Genomic DNA, 15,796 nt, shown 5'->3' on the forward strand with positions numbered 1-15,796 from the left:
GCTTGATTCATGCGAGTTGCTCCCGGCTTAGTTGGTGTGACAACCGAACAAACACCAGGCACGAATGAATCATTAACTACAATTCAATATTTTTACCTCAAAGTCGCAAACTCTAACTGGGGAATTGTGGTCAAGCCTACTGTTGAGCCCAAGCCGAGCAGTAAGCAAGCAGTGATGCGCTACTTTTTACATTGAGGAAGTTACACCGCAGACTTGGACTGACTCTAGTTTTGCTGTTCATGAGTAGATTTAGATAGGTTGTTAGAAGCGGTTAGGAATGAGATACCTAGAAATTAACTTTTAGGTATGTTGTTGCGCTTAAGCGCTCTTTCATAGATCGAGAGCGCTGAAGCGCAACAACGTACCTATGATTAGCGATTAGCTTTGAGCGGAATCTCGATCGCAAATTGGGCACCCTCTCCCGGCGCAGAAGTGCATTTCAACGAGCCGTTGTGTCTGTCTGTAACAATTTGATAGCTAATTGACAAGCCCATCCCAGTGCCTTTCCCCACAGGTTTAGTGGTGAAAAATGGGTTAAAAAGTTGATTGCGGACAGTCTCTGTCATGCCCGGGCCATTGTCAGCAATCCGAACTAATATTCGATCGGGTTTTGGCATTTCAGTCCAGATGCGGATCGAGCTGGGATTTTCCCGCATTTGCTCGACAGAAAGCCGCGCATCTCTTTCTTCCAAAGCATCTAAAGCATTGCTCAAGATATTCATAAATACTTGATTTAGCTGTCCGGCATAACATTCTACTAACGGCAATTGACCGTATTCTTTGATCACCTCTATTTCGGGATAATTGGGTTTTGCTTTGACCCGGTGCTGCAAAATCATCAGAGTGCTATCTATACCGTCGTGGATGTTGACGGCTTTCATTTCTGCTTCGTCCATGCGGGAGAATGTGCGTAGAGATGCAACGATGAGCTGAATTCTGTCTGCACCGACTTTCATTGACGAAAGCAGTTTCGGTAAGTCATCCATTAGAAATTCGAGTTCAATTGCTTCGACTTCCTGTTGAATTTCCGGCACCGGATCGGGATAGTAGTTTTGGTAAAGTTCGATCAGGTGCAGCAAGTCTTGAGTATATTCGTTAGCATGGCTGAGATTGCCGTAAATAAAGTTAACTGGATTGTTAATTTCGTGGGCAACTCCTGCGACGAGTTGACCGAGAGATGACATTTTTTCGCTTTGAATTAACTGCGATTGAGCGCTGGTTAATTGCAGCAAGGTTTGCTCTAATTCGCGAGCTTTATTGCGAGTTTGGGCGTAAAGATCGGCTTGGTTGAGGGCGATCGCCAATTGAACTGTAATCGCTTGCAACAATTCGACTTCGCTATCGCTCCAGGGCCGCACAACATTGCTGTTGCAGCAGGTAATTGCGCTCATTACCCCGGAAAGTGCCTGCATGGGGATGGCTAATACAGATTGGTAGCCCATCCCTCGAATGGTTTGTTTCCAAGCAGGATCTGCGACTGTTTCGACATCATCCAGCCGCACTATTTCCATATGCAATATTTGTTCTCCAACGGGGCCAAAATCTGAAGCCCGATAGGGACCTGTTAAATCGGGAAGTTGGGGGTGGCGAGATTCTTTAATAATTTCCCAGAAAGGCTCCTCCCCGTCTTCGCGATACCAGGCAAAGTTGCAGCGATCGATCTTCAGGAAAGCGCGAATTTCCTGAACTGCGACTGTGACGATGCTGTCGAAGTCGAGGGAATTGCGGATTTGAGCGGTGAGAATGTTGAGCAATTTTTCTCGATCGGCTTGCTGCTTGAGTTGGGCGGACGATCGCCTCAAGGCAATTTCTGCTAGTTTGCGATCGGTAATATCTTCGGTGACAGCTAATAGATATTGCGGTGTGCCATCAGCATCGAGTATTGCTGTTTTCTTGGTGTGAAATATCCGCGATTCTCCTTGGCCTGTTTGAATATCTTCTTCGGCGATTTCTACCATCTGCCCGCTGTCGAGCACTTCCCGGTCTTTGGCGGTGAAAAGATCAGCTTGTTCTGTGGGGAAAAAGTCGTAATCATTTTTGCCCATAACTTCTGCTGCACTGAAACCGAGCAAAGTTTCGGCTGCGGGGTTCCACAGTACAAATCGCAACTCTTTGGCCTCCTTGGCAACTACTCCTACGGGTATGGTTTTGAGGACTGATTCCATAAATTGTTGAGCGCGTTGCAGTTCTGCTTCTGCCTGTTTTCGATCGCTAATATCTCGCACGTTGGCAATGATGTTAACATTGCCGTTAAGATTGATTTTGGACAGGGCAATTTCTGCATCAAAAGTTGAACCGTCGTTGGGACGCCTCGCTTTCCATTCCATGCGACCTGTTTCGCCGGCTAATACTCTAGCCCAAAGTTCTGCCGTTTGTTCTATGGGATTATCGCCGCTTGAATAGTCGTTGATAATTGATAATTTTGTTGCTTGTTCCTGGCTCACTCCGTACATTTCTAACATTCGATTGTTGACATCGAGAATGTTTCCTTCTAAATCGTGAATGAAGATAGCATCGTAGACATTGTTAAAGATTGTTCGCAGGTTTTGTTCGGAAACTTGCACCGCTGCTTCTGCAAGTTTTCGATCGCCAATTTCTTGTTCTAACTGAGTGACTGCTTGGGAAAGTTCGGCAGTGCGATCGCTCACTCTGTCTTCCAACTCGGCTGCTGCTTGTCTCAGGGCTTCTTCTGCAAGGAAGCGATCGGTAATGTCGATCGCCGTGCCGAACAATTTTAGCACCTTGCCACTGGCATCGATTTCGGCGCGGCCCAGGGTGTTGAGGTGTCGCAAGGTACCGTCGGGGCGGTAAACGCGGAAGTCAAAATCAAAGGGGATGCCGAAGTCAACTCCCCGCTGTACTTCTGTATGCCAAAATTCTAAATCTTCTGGATGGATCAGAGCGATTTGCTCTTCTCGGCTGGGTGCTGTGGCCGCTGGTTCGAGTCCGTGGATGCGGAAGAGTTCCTCTGACCAAGTGACGGTTCCCGTTGTTGTATCTAGTTCCCAATTGCCGACGTGGGCTAGTCTTTGGGCTTCTTGTAGCTGTCGCTGGCTTTCTCGGATGGCTGTTTCGGCAACTTTGCGATCGTTGATGTCGAGCAATACACCGGAAAATACGATTTCGCCGGTTTCGCTGCGGGTGGGAATTGAGTCGCCTTGCCACCAGCGAATCTCGCCATCGGGCTTGACTAACCGCCCTTCGTAGTGCCACAGGCAGGTATTTTCAACGGCTTCGTTGATGGAAGCGATGAAGCTTTCGAGGTCTTCGGGGTGGACGTGGGAAATGAAAGAGGCGATGTTTCCCATCATTTCTGCTGCGGTGATGCCGGCTATATCTGCGATGCGATCGCTCATATAGTCAACTCTCCACACTCCATCGCGGCTGCAAAATTGAAACAGAGCTCCGGGGATGGTGGCTGCGATCGTCCGGAACTTGGCTTCGCTGACACTGAGGGCGGCAAAAGTCTGTTGCAGTTCGGCGGTACGGGCTTCTACTCTGCGCTCTAGTTCGGCGTTTGCGTGTTGCAAGGCGGATTCTGCCCGTTTGCGATCGGTAATGTCGGTGGCTGTACCGGTGGTGCCGAGGACGTTTCCGCTGTCGTCGTACAGGGCTATGGCATTGAACATCAAATGTTTGATGCTGCCGTCTTTGGCGATTTGGGTGCTTTCGTGCTGAAAAACTGATTCTCCGGCCTTGAGGCGGGCGAAAACTTCTAAATCTTTCTGGCTTTGTTCTGGTGTCATAAAGTCCGAGAAAGGCCGATCGAGCATTTCTGCTGGTTCGTAACCGTAGATATATCTAACTGCTGGGTTGACGAAGGTGAAACGCCCCTGGGCATTCACCGACCAAATCATGTCTTGGGAGGTTTCTACCAAACGACGGTATTTGGCTTCGCTGGCTTTGACGGCTTCTTCTGCTGCTTTGCGTTCCGTCATGTCCCGGGAGACGCCGACAGTCATTGTAATTTGGCCGTCTTCGTTGCGGATGGGTGCTTTGACTGTGCTAAACAGTCGCACTTCTGAGTCGTGGCGCGTCACCGGTTCTTCGGCAATTTGCAGAGTCTGTCCGGTTTCAAATACGAAAGCGTCATCTTTGATGTACTGGAGAGTATTGTCTGGATTGGAGAAAGGTGCGTCTACAATGCCTTGAAGTTCCTCTTCAGTCATGCCGTAATAGTCGCGGAATGCTTGATTTGCCCAAACGATTTTCGATTCTGGGCCTTTGACCAATACCATATCGGCGATCGAATCGAGAATTTGGTGATATTTTTGCTCGCTGTCGCGGAGTTTCTGCTGCGTCGATTCGATTTCTGCTAATTGTCTTTGGGTTTGCGAGTGCAATTCGGCCTGATAAATTGCAACTGCTAAATGTTCTCCTACTTGTTTGGCAAATTCGATTTCGTCTTCCTGCCAATCGCGGGGTTGACCGCAGGAGTGAATGCACAGCAATCCCCACAAATGTTGACCTTGTAGCAGGGGTACGACTAAGTTTGCTCGGATTTGAAATCGCTTGAGGATTCTGAGGTGACAGGGGCTCAACCGGGCTTTGTAGATGTCGCTGACAGCTTGAACGTAACCTTTGGCGTAGTTGGCTGCAAATTGTTCGCCGAAGCAGTGATCGTGAACTTTTGCACCCAGGGATGGGCTGAATTGGGGAAGTACGTCTTCTGATACTACTTCGCCGTCGTTCCAGTCGGATTCGGGAATGAACCGGTAAACGGCGACTCGATCGGCATTTAGGAGTTGCCGAACTTCGGTGGCTGTAATTTTGAATATTGTTTCTAAGTCTAAGGATTGACGAATTTTGCCAATCACTCCCATCAGCGCTTGCAGCTTTTTGAACCAGGTTTGAGACTGCATTTCTCTTTCTAGGTGAGCTAGCTTTTGGCGCAAGTCGGTTACTTCTTGATACAAATATTCATGAAACATATTGTTATTTGTTTAGTTATTTTGCGGTTTGGTATCGAGGTACATAGCATCCCAATAGCGCTCGGCAAGTTGAGCCTGGTATAGCAGTTGACAGTTGACAGTTGACAGTTGACAGTTGACAGCTTGCCCGCTTTAGATAAGGGTTGACAGTTGACAGTTGACAATCCCCAATCCAAAATCCCCAATCCAAAATCCAAAATCGTTTGATAGTTGACAGTTGACAGCTTGCTTAGAGAAGAGTTGACAGTTGAAAGCTTCGCTGGCTTAGATAAGGGTTGACAGTTGAGCGAAGTGAAGAAACAATCGAACGCAAGGGTTTGTGCCATGCGAGAACGTCCTAACCCTGATGGGCGCGGTTGCTGTAAATCTAAAAGCAGAGGGCAAATTCTCCTCCTTCTCCTAGCACTTAGCAGCTACTCGCGCTGCATTTCCGTATTTTTTCTAGATTGGGAGGTCGAACCAGGAGCTTAACTTGGTATATTTACTGTAAAAACGGGCGATCGGTGATGGGAAGAGTGCATAAATTGTCAATAATTGAGAGTTTTACCAGAAATAATTGGTTGAAAGCCTCTCCCTGAGCGGGAGAAATTAAAATCAGACTATTCATTACTCCAATCCTCGGACTTAAGGGTAAAGGTCGCTCTCAAACTGTCAACTGTCCCAGGTCAACTGTCAACTGTTGAATCATCAACCCGGTATCTTAAGGTAATTAAATCAGGGAATCTCCGAAAGTGAAAAGCAGAAACCCGGTTTCACGGCGCAAGCGCGCCCAGAGTCCTGAACTAATCTTGACATTTTTTTCCGATCGCCTGTGGTTGCAATTATCACCTTTTTCTGATTATCGCAAACTCGATTGATATTGTCCTAAGTTTGGCGATCGAATATCCTGTTGGGAGTGCCTCTATGAAGATTTGTTTGAATTTAGGCGATCGGCTTTTCTTGAGTTTTCTCTGGTTTTCTCGAATTCTCAACTTATCTGTTTTAAATTCGGTTTAATCCAGATTTTGGAGCTATGGAATCATTTCGATGATTTGCCGGGCCTTCAAATTATTTTATGATATCGCTTCTATTTATTAAACTTATTGAAATCCACCTCATTCGAGCTGAGTTTTCCGGTCAACCAGTTGGTTTTCGTTGTAGGCTCTGCTTAAATTAAACCAACAAAACCGATGCTCTAAGACTTTATTTCCTTTTGAGCGCTTTTGTTGGGTTGGTTAACATTTTTGATACAATATATTACTCAACTATATCACATTTTAGGCTAAAGTCAAGGAATTTTAGGTTAAATCGGGGCTGAGACAGAAACCTAGTTTCTTAACATAATAATTAAGTGAGAAAATCAAGAGGGGTAAAAATAATCAACCGGGCTTTTTGAGTCGAGACTGCGTAAGTCTTATTGATGAAATTGTCTCACCCGAAATATTGAGGCTGTACATTTTTTCGGGTGCACAAGCCGGATACTTTCTGCTGACTTGCTTAACCAGCATTCTTCAGTATGGTTTCGGCTTCCTCAATACTTTGCAAAACCAGTTTACCAGAATCCTGAAAAGCGGCTCTTTCTGCATCGCTAAGTTCGAGTTCCAGTATCTGTTCGATGCCCTGATATCCCAAGCGGCAGGGAGCACCTAAAAATATATCTTGCACGCCGTATTGACCGTTCAAATAAACTGAGCAAGGCAAGAGTCGCGACTGATTGAGTAAAATTGATTCTACCATCAAACAGGCGGAAGATGCGGGTGCAAAATAGGCGCTAGAATTCTTCATCAATCCTACTATTTCGGCGCCACCGTGGCGAGTCCGCTGTACGATGCGATCGATCGCCCCTGCATCCATCAGTTGAGCGATGGGAATGCCGTTGACTGTGGAATAGCGCGGTAAGGGAACCATCAAATCGCCGTGGGAACCGATGACTGTGGCGCACACTTGGGCAATGGAAACGCCCAATTCCATGGCAATAAAAGTTTGAAAGCGGGCGGAGTCGAGAATGCCGCCCATACCGATGACTCGGTGTTTTGGCAAACCGGAAGCTTCCCAGGCTAGATATGTCATAATATCTAGGGGATTTGTGACTACAATTAAGATTGCTTCGGGGGAATGGGCGATCGCCTGTTTGGCAGCTTCTGTGACAATTTGAGCATTGATTTTAATTAAATCTTCGCGATTGATACCGGGTTTGCGGGGGATACCGGCGGCAATGACGATGATATTTGAGTTGGCTGTATCTATATAATCATTTGTACCGACAATTTGGCGATCGTGCCGTTCGACTCCCCTTGCTTGCATCAAGTCCAAAGCAACGCCCTGCGGCCAACCTTCGACGATATCTAACAATACTACATCTGCTAGATTTTTCTCGGCAATTCGTTGGGCTAAGGTGCTACCGACTTTGCCTGCACCAATAATTGATACGCGGGTTGATGGGGGATTCATGCGATTTTAGATGCTAACTTTTAGATTTTAAGAATGAGCTTAAGTGCGATCGAGTGCACTGTATGTAATCTACGTTACCTTTGAGTGGGTACGTTGTTGCGCTTGGGCGCTCTTCGATCTATGAAAGAGCGCCCAAGCGCAACAACGTACCTAAGAGTTACGTCTATAACTGTGAGTTTACTTAAAATCTTCGAGTTGGTCTACGCGCAGCCAAATATTGGGGGTGGGGACTTTACCAAATTTGACGAAGGCGTACTCGCCGCGAACATCCATCACTTCGCCTTTGCTTTCAAATAGATAGGAGGAAAAGCGCTGATCGCTGGCTTGGGCTTCTAGGCTGTTTTCGAGTTGCTCGCGAATTGCGCGGACTATGCTACCTTTTTTGATTGCCATAATTTGCTCTGTTTCATTTATAAAAGTATACAAATTTTAATGCCGATTTGGCTTTAATAGTAGATATAACTGATGCACTCGAAGCAAGAAACCAGGTTTTTGAACTGAGATTGAGGGTTTGGAGCAAATATTTTGGTAAAAAACAAAGGTGATCGTACCCTCCTGCGTATTAGGTACGTAGTTGCGCTTCAGCGCTCTTTGATCGATGATCGTACCCTCCTGCGTATTAGGTACGTAGTTGCGCTTCATCAGCGCTCTTTGATCGATGATCGTACCCTCCTGCGTATTAGGTACGTAGTTGCGCTTCAGCGCTCTTTGATCGAGGAACGTACCTTCCTGGTTATTTCTGACACGCGGGGCAGTAATGAGTCGATCGCCCTGCTAATTTTATCTTTTCGATCGGCATTGAGCAAGTACGACAGGGTTGACCGGCGCGATTGTACACCCAAGCGACGCCACCGTAGTTACCGTTGACGCCTTGGACGTTGAGAAAATTGCTAAAAGTGGTGCCGCCGGAGGCGATCGCCTGCTGTAAAACTTGAATAATAGCTGTATGAATGCGATCGATTTGCACTTCTGTCAAATCAGCGCACAGAGTTGTCGGCATCACTCCCGACAAAAACAAAGTTTCGTCAGCGTAGATATTGCCCAAACCCGCTACCAGTGACTGGTCTAGCAATGCTGTTTTAATTGGTCGCGCCCGTCGGTGCAGCTTGCGGGCTAAATATTCTGTGGTAAATTCGTCGGAAAACGGTTCCGGGCCTAGGACTTTGAGGCCGGTGACTGTACTGGAAACCTCGGTTTCTGCGGGGACGTACCACATTTGCCCGAAGGTGCGTTGGTCTACAAAGCGTAATTCTTGGTTTCCTGCAAAAAATAGGCGGACTCGGGCGTGTTTTGGTAGGGGTTCGGATTGGTTTACCCACAGCAATTGTCCGGTCATCCGCAGGTGAACGCCCAACCAGCCAGCATTTGAGGGCAGAAGGGAGAAGGAAGAAGATTGAAGAGAAGAACTGAAAGTTTGAGGTGAGAATTCTCCCACTCTCCCCCTCTCCCCCTCTCCCGATCTCCCACTCTCTCCCTCTCCCCCTCTCCATTGCGATAGTTCTGCCAGGAGGTATTTGCCGCGCCTGTACCAAGATGCGATCGACTTTCCTTTGAGTTTTGTCAAAAAATCGGTCGCAGAGATTGAGCGGGCGATCGAGCTATGTAACAGCACGTCTCCGCCCAATATTTCGCGATCGAGGGTAAGTTGGTTCAAACCCCGGCAAATAGTTTCTACTTCTGGCAGTTCTGGCACAATTAGCGCTCTTGAGTCTAGTTATTTGGTTAGCCTTATTTAGGAGCGCCGTCGGCTGGTGCTGCTGGTTTGGCTGCTGCTTTTGCTGCTGGTGCCTTTCCTGCGGCTGGTGCTGCTGGTGCTGCTGGTGCTTTGGCTTTGGCTTTGGGTGCTGACACTTCGATTAATTCGCTTTGGGCGAAGTTGTTGGTGTTGACGCCGGCATAATTGACGCTGCTAAAGCGAACGATAACTGGGTATTTAATGCCGCTTTGGTCTACCGTAGCAACGGTGCCCACTTCTTGATACCAGAAGGATTCTTTGCGGAGAATCCGGACTGTCGAACCGCGTTGAACCATGAGCTTTGTTTCCTTTGCGATGAATAAACGGATAAAGCCATTTTTTTTACTTTAGTCGATCGCGCGTCGCATTTAAAGTCTGTAACGAAATTATTGTGTTCGGCGCCGTCTTTTGGTTGTTGGTTTGTAAAGAAAAGTAAAGTTGTTTTGAGGGCGATCGCTGGGGGACAAAAATAAATAAACAGACATTATCCGTTAAATACAAGCTGTGCGATCGGGTTGACAAAAAAGTTTACAAATAGGAGAGCGGGGCGGCCAGTTTGTTGTCAACTTAAGCCTGGAACCCTTTTTTGTATCTCTCGTTTGTTGCTGAGGCCAGATCCCCCTAAATCCCCCTTAAGAAGGGGGACTTTGATTGGAATCCTGTCCCCCCCTTAAGAAGGGGGAGTAGGGGGCAAGCTAAGGGGGGATCTGGCCTCGGGGGTAAACAGCAGTCTGTGACTACGTTTGACCTGGTTATTGACCAATGGGGCCGCCAGGGGTGGCGGAGGCCCTCAGCTAGTTGCTGGGGCCGCCAGGGGTTGAAAACCCCTGTCTCACAGCTAAAGTCGTCTAAAGACGACTAAATAGCTGATATTAAAGGCGGTAAATTAACCTTGTATTTAATTATCTCGCCGCGCTAAACTATTCCAAAGTATGAGAAGTATTTAAATTATGTCGTTAGTAGATTTAGCTAATACTAAAGTTAGGGTAATTGGATGCAGTGCGATAATGGGTGTTGCGCCAATGATTGCCAGCGCGATCGCTAATCCGGGTGTGACAGCAGCATTGGGTGTGATTGCCAATCCAACGGTTGGGGGGATTTCTATTTTAGCAACGATTGCAGCTAGTATTGCGGGGAATATCGCGGCGAATGACCTCGGAAATCGGATGACGGAAAAACTGGCAAAAAATCCGAATATTCTGGACAATCATGATTTGACTAAGGCTGCGGGTGAGGCGATCGGCTATATTTTGCTAGAGGTTGCCAAGTCCGATCGACTAAAGGCGATTGCACTTAGCAAAAATCTGTCTTCTCCACAACAGGCTTTAGATCAATTAGCTGAGAAAACTCCCAAATACTGGCTGGATATTAACACGAGTACAGCCGATTTGTCAAGGGGTTTACAGATTTCAGAAGAGCAGCTAACTGGGATTTTTTCTGCCGATGCCGAGGAGTTCGATCGCGTTACCGGATTGACACCGGCAGATTGGGCAACTTTCCTGGGGGAATTCGCCAGCAGCGAGGGCAAATCCTTCGATGGGGAAATCGTGGAATTTGTGGCGAACAAGCTGTATGCAACTTTTCCGAAAGCGTACCGGGAAGTGCTGAAACTGGATGCGGCGAAGGGAGGCGAAAAGTTTGCAGCGATGCTGTTGAATCTGCACCAAATTGCTTTGACTGAATTGAGAGATTTGGGGCTGCAAAATGGGGAGATTCTGCAAAAATTGGAAGCCGTGGCGACACAGCAGCAGATTTGTCAAGTGATGGTGAAATTGGAATCCATAGAAATTGGAATCCGCGATGATTTGGCGCAGATTCAGAATTTGCTGGAACGATTTGTTGATATTTCCGCGCCTCGATTGCCGCTTCCCTACGAGTGCGAAACGATTATTGCAGACCGGACTCAAGACTTTACTGGACGGCGATTTGTATTTGCAGCAATTGCCGAATTTTTGCAGAACAATCGCAAAGGCTATTTTGTTTTAGAAGCAGATCCGGGTGTCGGCAAAAGTTCAATTATGGCGAAGTTAGTGCTGCTGCTGAAGCGGCGCTGCGTCGCCCATTTTAACTCGCAATCTCAAGGCATTGTCCGCGCCGAACAATTTCTGGAAAATGCCTGCACTCAGTTAATTCGACGCTATCAACTAAATTATCCGCAACTGCCGGAAAATGCGACGAGAGATGGCAATTTTCTGAGTCGATTGTTGGGGGAAGTCAGCGCTAAATTGGGCGGAAAAAAGTTGATTATTGTCGTCGATGCCCTGGATGAAGTGGATTTGAATTTGCAGGGGCGCGGCAGCAATGTTTTGTATTTGCCAGATGCTTTGCCGGATAATGTTTATTTTATTGTGTCGAAGCAGCCGAAAACTCTGCCTTTGCCAAATCATCAGGTTTTTGATTTGATGCAGTACAGTGCAGAAAGTTTGGCAGATGTCAAGGTTTATATTGACAAACGCACCAGCAACAGCGCGTCTATTCAGAGTTGGATTAACCGTCAAAATTTGCAGCGCGAACAGTTTGTGGCGGCGGTGGCGGAAAAAAGCCAGAATAATTTTATGTACCTGCGCTACGTGCTGAATGATATCGATAGCGGCAAGTATAGCGATGTGAATTTGCAAGATTTGCCGAGGGAGTTGGAAGGATATTATGAGAAGCATTGGGCGCGGATGGAAATGGCGGTTAAAGATAAAGAATTGCGCCGCCGGAAGTTGAAGGTGATTTATTTGTTGACGAAAACTCGCAAGCCGGTTTGTTGCGATATTTTGGCGGATTTTGCTGAGGAAGATGCTTTGGATGTGCAGGAAGTTCTCGATGATTGGGAACAGTTTCTGCGGCGTAGCGGTGATAGTCCTCCCGATTACAGTATCTATCACGCGAGTTTCCAAAGATTTTTGCATCGTATAGATGTGGTGCAGAAAGCTGGGGTGTCGCTGCGGGATATTGAAACGGCGATTTCTGATAATTTGTGGGAGGATTTGTACGGCGATGAGTAAGTTTAAAGAACGGTTGGGGAAACTGTCGCCGAAAAAGCGGCTTTATGCTTTGGAAACTCTGCCGGGGCATTTGGCCCAGAGTGTTCAAGGGGAACGGCTGCATCAGTTGTTGACGGATTTTGATTTTATTGAGGCGAAGTTGGATGCGGTGGGAGTTCAAGGGTTAATTGAGGATTATGATTTGGCGAGGGTTTCTGATGTTTTGTTGTCGGAGGGGCAAGGGGAAAGTTTGGGGTTGATTCAGGGGGCAATTCGGAAGTCGGCGCACGTTTTGGATAGGGATAAAACTGAATTAGTAGGGCAATTATTGGGGAGGTTGCTAGATTTTGAAATGACTGATATTCAGGGGTTGCTGGAACAAGCCAAGCAGTCGAAAAATAGTCTTTGGCTGCGGCCTTTGAGGGCTAATTTAGAGCGGGCAAATGAAGGGGCGCTGCGGACGCTTGTCGGTCATACTGATGGAGTATGGGCAGTGGCGATCGCACCAGACGGTAAAACAGCGATTTCCGCTTCAGAGGATAACACGCTCAAAATCTGGGACACAGCCAGCGGTAGGCAACTAAGAACTCTCATCGGTCATACTGACCCAGTAACGGCAGTTGCGATCGCACCGGATGGCAAACGAGCGATTTCCGCTTCATGGGATAACACCCTGAAAATCTGGGACACAGACAGCGGAAGAGAACTGAGAACTTTGATCGGTCATACTGATTCGGTATCAGCAGTCACGATCGCACCAGATAGCAAAACAGTGATTTCAGCTTCATGCGATAACACCTTAAAAATCTGGGACACAGACAGCGGAAGGGAACTTTTGACTCTCATCGGTCATACTGACTCGGTATGGGGAGTCGCGATCGCACCGGATGGCAAACGAGCGATTTCCGCTTCAGAGGATAACACCCTCAAAATCTGGGACATCGAAAGTGGTAGAGAACTTACAACTCTTATCGGTCATACTAATTATGTATCAGCAGTCGCGATCGCACCAGACGGCAAAACCGCGATTTCCGCTTCAGACGATAACACCATCAAAATTTGGGATATCGACACTGGCATCCAACTGAGAGCCCTCACCGACTATACGTTATGGGTATTAGCAGTCGCGATTGCGCCAGATGGCAAAACAGCGATTTTTGCTTCACGGGATAACACCCTCAAAATCTGGGACATCCACGGTGGTAGAAAACTAACAACTCTCATCGGCCATAATGACGAGGTAAAAGCAGTCGCGATCGCAGCCGACGGGCTGACAGCGATTTCGGCTTCATTGGATAAAACTCTCAAAATCTGGGACATCGACAGTGGTAAGAAACTCATAACTCTTATGGGTCATACTGATTATGTATCAGCAGTTGGGATCGCGCCAGATGGCAAAACAGCGATTTCCGCTTCAGGCGATAACACCCTCAAAATCTGGGATTTGCTTAGTGGCAGGGAACTGAGAACTCTCACTGGTCATACTGGTTATGTAACAGCAGTTGCAATTGCACCCTCTGGCAAAATAGCAATTTCAGCTTCAGGGGATAACACTCTCAAAATCTGGGATTTTCCTAATGGCAGGGAACTGAGAACTCTCACCTATCACACTAACAGGGTATTAGCAGTCGTGATTGCAGCCGACGGTCTGACAGCGATTTCCGCTTCAACGGATCACACCCTCACAATCTGGGATTTGATTAGTGGCAAAAAACTGAGAATTCTCACCGGCCATACTAACTGGGTAATACCAATTGCGATCGCACCAGACGGTCTCACAGCGATTTCTGGTTCAAGGAATAACACCCTAAAAGTCTGGGATTTACTCAGTGGCATCGAACTCACAACTTTGATCGGTCATACTGACGAGGTAAAAGCAGTTGCGATCGCACTTTCTGGCAAAACCGCGATTTCCGCTTCAAGGGATGAAACCGTCAAAATCTGGGACATCGAGACAGACACCGAACTTTTTACCCTCACCGGTCATACTGACGAGGTACAAGAAGTCGCGATCGCACCAGACGGCCTCATAGCGGTTTCCGCTTCATCCGATAACACCCTCAAAATCTGGGATTTGCTTAGTGGCAAAGAGGTTGCTAGTTTCAGCGGAGATGCTAGGTTTGATTGTTGTGCGATCGCCGCTGATGGAGTGACAGTTGTAGCGGGCGATCGATCGGGCCGGGTGCATTTCCTGCGATTGGAGGGAGTTAAACAGTTGACAGTTGACAGTTGACAGTTGACAGCGAGGTTTTTGTCCACATCTGTGGGTTGTAGGGAAGTATTTCGGAAAAAACCCGGCGGTTAGAAACCGCGTCTACACAAACAATGTCCGCCTCCGCGGACGAAGAGGGTATTCGGAGATGGAAAATCATCGGGTAAATCTTCAACCCGCGGAGGCGGGTTTTGTCTGTGTAGCCGCGGTTTCAACCGCCGGGGTTTTTGGGTTGATGGATTGATGGGGCGATCGGGTTTTTTGTGGATGGGCGATCGGGTTTTTGGGTGGATGGGCGATCGGGTTTTTTGTGGATGGGCGATCGGGTTTTTTGTGGATGTGCGATCGCATTTTTGGGTGGATGGGCGATCGGGTTTTTGGGAGAAATGTGCGATCGACTGTAAAATAACAATAAAAACACAGGAGTAATCGCCGTGAGCGTCACAACTGTAAAATGGACGGTTGCAGACTACCACCGCATCATTGCAGCCGGCATTCTGGAAGGGCGAAAAGTTGAACTAATCGGTGGAGAAATAATCGAAATGGCTCCCGAAGGAGAATCTCATGCTTACTGTAGCGATGAGGCTGGAGAGTACCTAATTTACTTGCTAGGCGATCGGGCTAAAGTGCGACAAGGTAAGCCCATTACCTTGCCACTTAACAACTCCGAACCCGAACCAGATATCGCTATAATTCAACGTTTGGGACAAAATTATCGAGAACATCATCCCTATCCAGAAAACATCTTTTGGCTGATAGAATACTCCAATTCTACTCTGACTAAAGACTTGGGAATTAAGAACAAAATTTACGCCGCCGCCGGGATTGCCGAGTATTGGGTTGTCAATTTGCGAACTATGGAATTAATCGTGTTTCGAGATCCTACCGATGCTGGCTATCAATTCAGAGAAACTCTGACTCACGGTAATATTAATCCCCTCGCTTTTCCAAATGTTTCAGTTGCGATCGATCGTTTATTCGGGAATTAGGTAAATGAGGTAGAAACACTCGGCGATTTCAACCGCTGGGTTTTTTGTATTCTAAAATCCCGAACCCTAAATCCCAAATCGAATGATTCACACAACAGTAATACTCGCCATGAGTGCCGATGGCAAAATTACAGATACCGCCCTCACCGCCGCCAGATTCGGTTCAGCTAACGACAAATCTCACCTCGAACAACAAGTCGCCGCCAGTGACGCAGTTTTGTTCGGAAACGGCACTTTACGCGCCTATGGAACTACTCTGAGAGTCTTTTCACCCGATTTGCTAGAACAAAGGAAACTGCAAGGAAAGCCCCCACAACCGGTGCAAATTGTGTGTTCGCGATCGCGCAAATTTGACCCCAACTGGCGATTTTTCCAGCAACCAGTTCCCCGCTGGCTGTTAACGGGAAATGATACAGATGTCAGCAACAGGCTAGAAGCCCGTTCCACAATAGATGAATTGTCTTGTGGAACAGGCATCTTGCCTGTTGCTGAGCACGGGCTAGAAGCCCGTTCCACAATAGATGAAT

11 protein-coding genes are annotated in these 15,796 nt (G+C 47.4%); 4 read left to right on the plus strand and 7 right to left on the minus strand.

What is annotated here, in order from left to right; all coding sequences use genetic code 11:
* Positions 1-371: 371 nt before the first annotated feature.
* From JGK11_RS15605 to JGK11_RS15630, 6 genes are all read right to left on the minus strand, one after another.
* On the minus strand, positions 372-4,931 hold the full coding sequence (locus tag JGK11_RS15605) for a PAS domain S-box protein (protein WP_293212232.1): 4,560 nt from the start codon (positions 4,929-4,931) through the stop codon (positions 372-374).
* Between the two features lie 481 nt (positions 4,932-5,412).
* Complete coding sequence (locus JGK11_RS15610; protein ID WP_293185513.1) at positions 5,413-5,538, minus strand: hypothetical protein; 126 nt, start codon at positions 5,536-5,538, stop codon at positions 5,413-5,415.
* 869 nt (positions 5,539-6,407) lie between these two features.
* A complete protein-coding gene (mdh, locus tag JGK11_RS15615) occupies positions 6,408-7,361 on the minus strand; it encodes a malate dehydrogenase (protein ID WP_293185511.1) in 954 nt (317 codons plus the stop codon).
* A 177-nt stretch (positions 7,362-7,538) separates the two neighbouring features.
* Positions 7,539-7,754, minus strand: coding sequence for an NAD(P)H-quinone oxidoreductase subunit O (locus JGK11_RS15620; protein WP_293185510.1), 216 nt, complete (start codon positions 7,752-7,754; stop codon positions 7,539-7,541).
* Positions 7,755-8,094: 340 nt separating this feature from the next.
* Entirely contained in the window at positions 8,095-9,054 is a 960-nt protein-coding gene (locus JGK11_RS15625; RefSeq protein WP_293185508.1) for a DNA-formamidopyrimidine glycosylase, read from the minus strand.
* A gap of 35 nt (positions 9,055-9,089) precedes the next feature.
* Positions 9,090-9,392 carry a photosystem I reaction center subunit IV gene (locus JGK11_RS15630; protein WP_293185507.1) on the minus strand — a complete coding sequence of 101 codons (303 nt, stop codon included), beginning with the start codon at positions 9,390-9,392 and terminating at the stop codon, positions 9,090-9,092.
* A 654-nt stretch (positions 9,393-10,046) separates the two neighbouring features.
* On the opposite strand from JGK11_RS15630, the gene JGK11_RS15635 reads away from it, so the two are divergent.
* Positions 10,047-12,089, plus strand: a complete 2,043-nt coding sequence (locus JGK11_RS15635; protein ID WP_293212234.1) for an ATP-binding protein — start codon at positions 10,047-10,049, stop codon at positions 12,087-12,089.
* Positions 12,082-14,301 carry a hypothetical protein gene (locus JGK11_RS15640; protein WP_293212235.1) on the plus strand — a complete coding sequence of 740 codons (2,220 nt, stop codon included), beginning with the start codon at positions 12,082-12,084 and terminating at the stop codon, positions 14,299-14,301. Before JGK11_RS15635 ends, JGK11_RS15640 begins: the two co-directional genes overlap by 8 nt.
* 190 nt (positions 14,302-14,491) lie before the next feature.
* Here JGK11_RS15640 and JGK11_RS15645 read toward each other — a convergent pair whose 3' ends face one another.
* Entirely contained in the window at positions 14,492-14,701 is a 210-nt protein-coding gene (locus JGK11_RS15645; RefSeq protein ID WP_293185504.1) for a hypothetical protein, read from the minus strand.
* Positions 14,702-14,714: 13 nt separating this feature from the next.
* Here JGK11_RS15645 and JGK11_RS15650 point away from each other — a divergent pair, with 13 nt between their 5' ends.
* Both JGK11_RS15650 and JGK11_RS15655 read left to right on the plus strand, forming a co-directional pair.
* Entirely contained in the window at positions 14,715-15,269 is a 555-nt protein-coding gene (locus JGK11_RS15650; RefSeq protein WP_293185503.1) for a Uma2 family endonuclease, read from the plus strand.
* A gap of 82 nt (positions 15,270-15,351) precedes the next feature.
* A partial coding sequence (locus JGK11_RS15655; RefSeq protein ID WP_293189243.1) for a dihydrofolate reductase family protein occupies positions 15,352-15,796 on the plus strand: 445 nt, incomplete at its 3' end.

Origin of the sequence: Microcoleus sp. PH2017_34_RAT_O_A (assembly GCF_020737885.1) — a bacterium.
In the GTDB taxonomy this organism is placed as follows: domain Bacteria; phylum Cyanobacteriota; class Cyanobacteriia; order Cyanobacteriales; family Microcoleaceae; genus Microcoleus.

Coding starts and splice junctions, on each gene's coding strand:
- JGK11_RS15640 (WP_293212235.1), top strand. CDS start 12,082: ATGAGTAAGTTTAAAGAACGGTTGGGGAAACTGTCGCCGAAAAAGCGG.
- JGK11_RS15635 (WP_293212234.1), top strand. CDS start 10,047: ATGTCGTTAGTAGATTTAGCTAATACTAAAGTTAGGGTAATTGGATGC.
- JGK11_RS15620 (WP_293185510.1), bottom strand. CDS start 7,754: ATGGCAATCAAAAAAGGTAGCATAGTCCGCGCAATTCGCGAGCAACTC.
- JGK11_RS15610 (WP_293185513.1), bottom strand. CDS start 5,538: ATGAATAGTCTGATTTTAATTTCTCCCGCTCAGGGAGAGGCTTTCAAC.
- JGK11_RS15630 (WP_293185507.1), bottom strand. CDS start 9,392: ATGGTTCAACGCGGTTCGACAGTCCGGATTCTCCGCAAAGAATCCTTC.
- mdh (WP_293185511.1), bottom strand. CDS start 7,361: ATGAATCCCCCATCAACCCGCGTATCAATTATTGGTGCAGGCAAAGTC.
- JGK11_RS15605 (WP_293212232.1), bottom strand. CDS start 4,931: ATGTTTCATGAATATTTGTATCAAGAAGTAACCGACTTGCGCCAAAAG.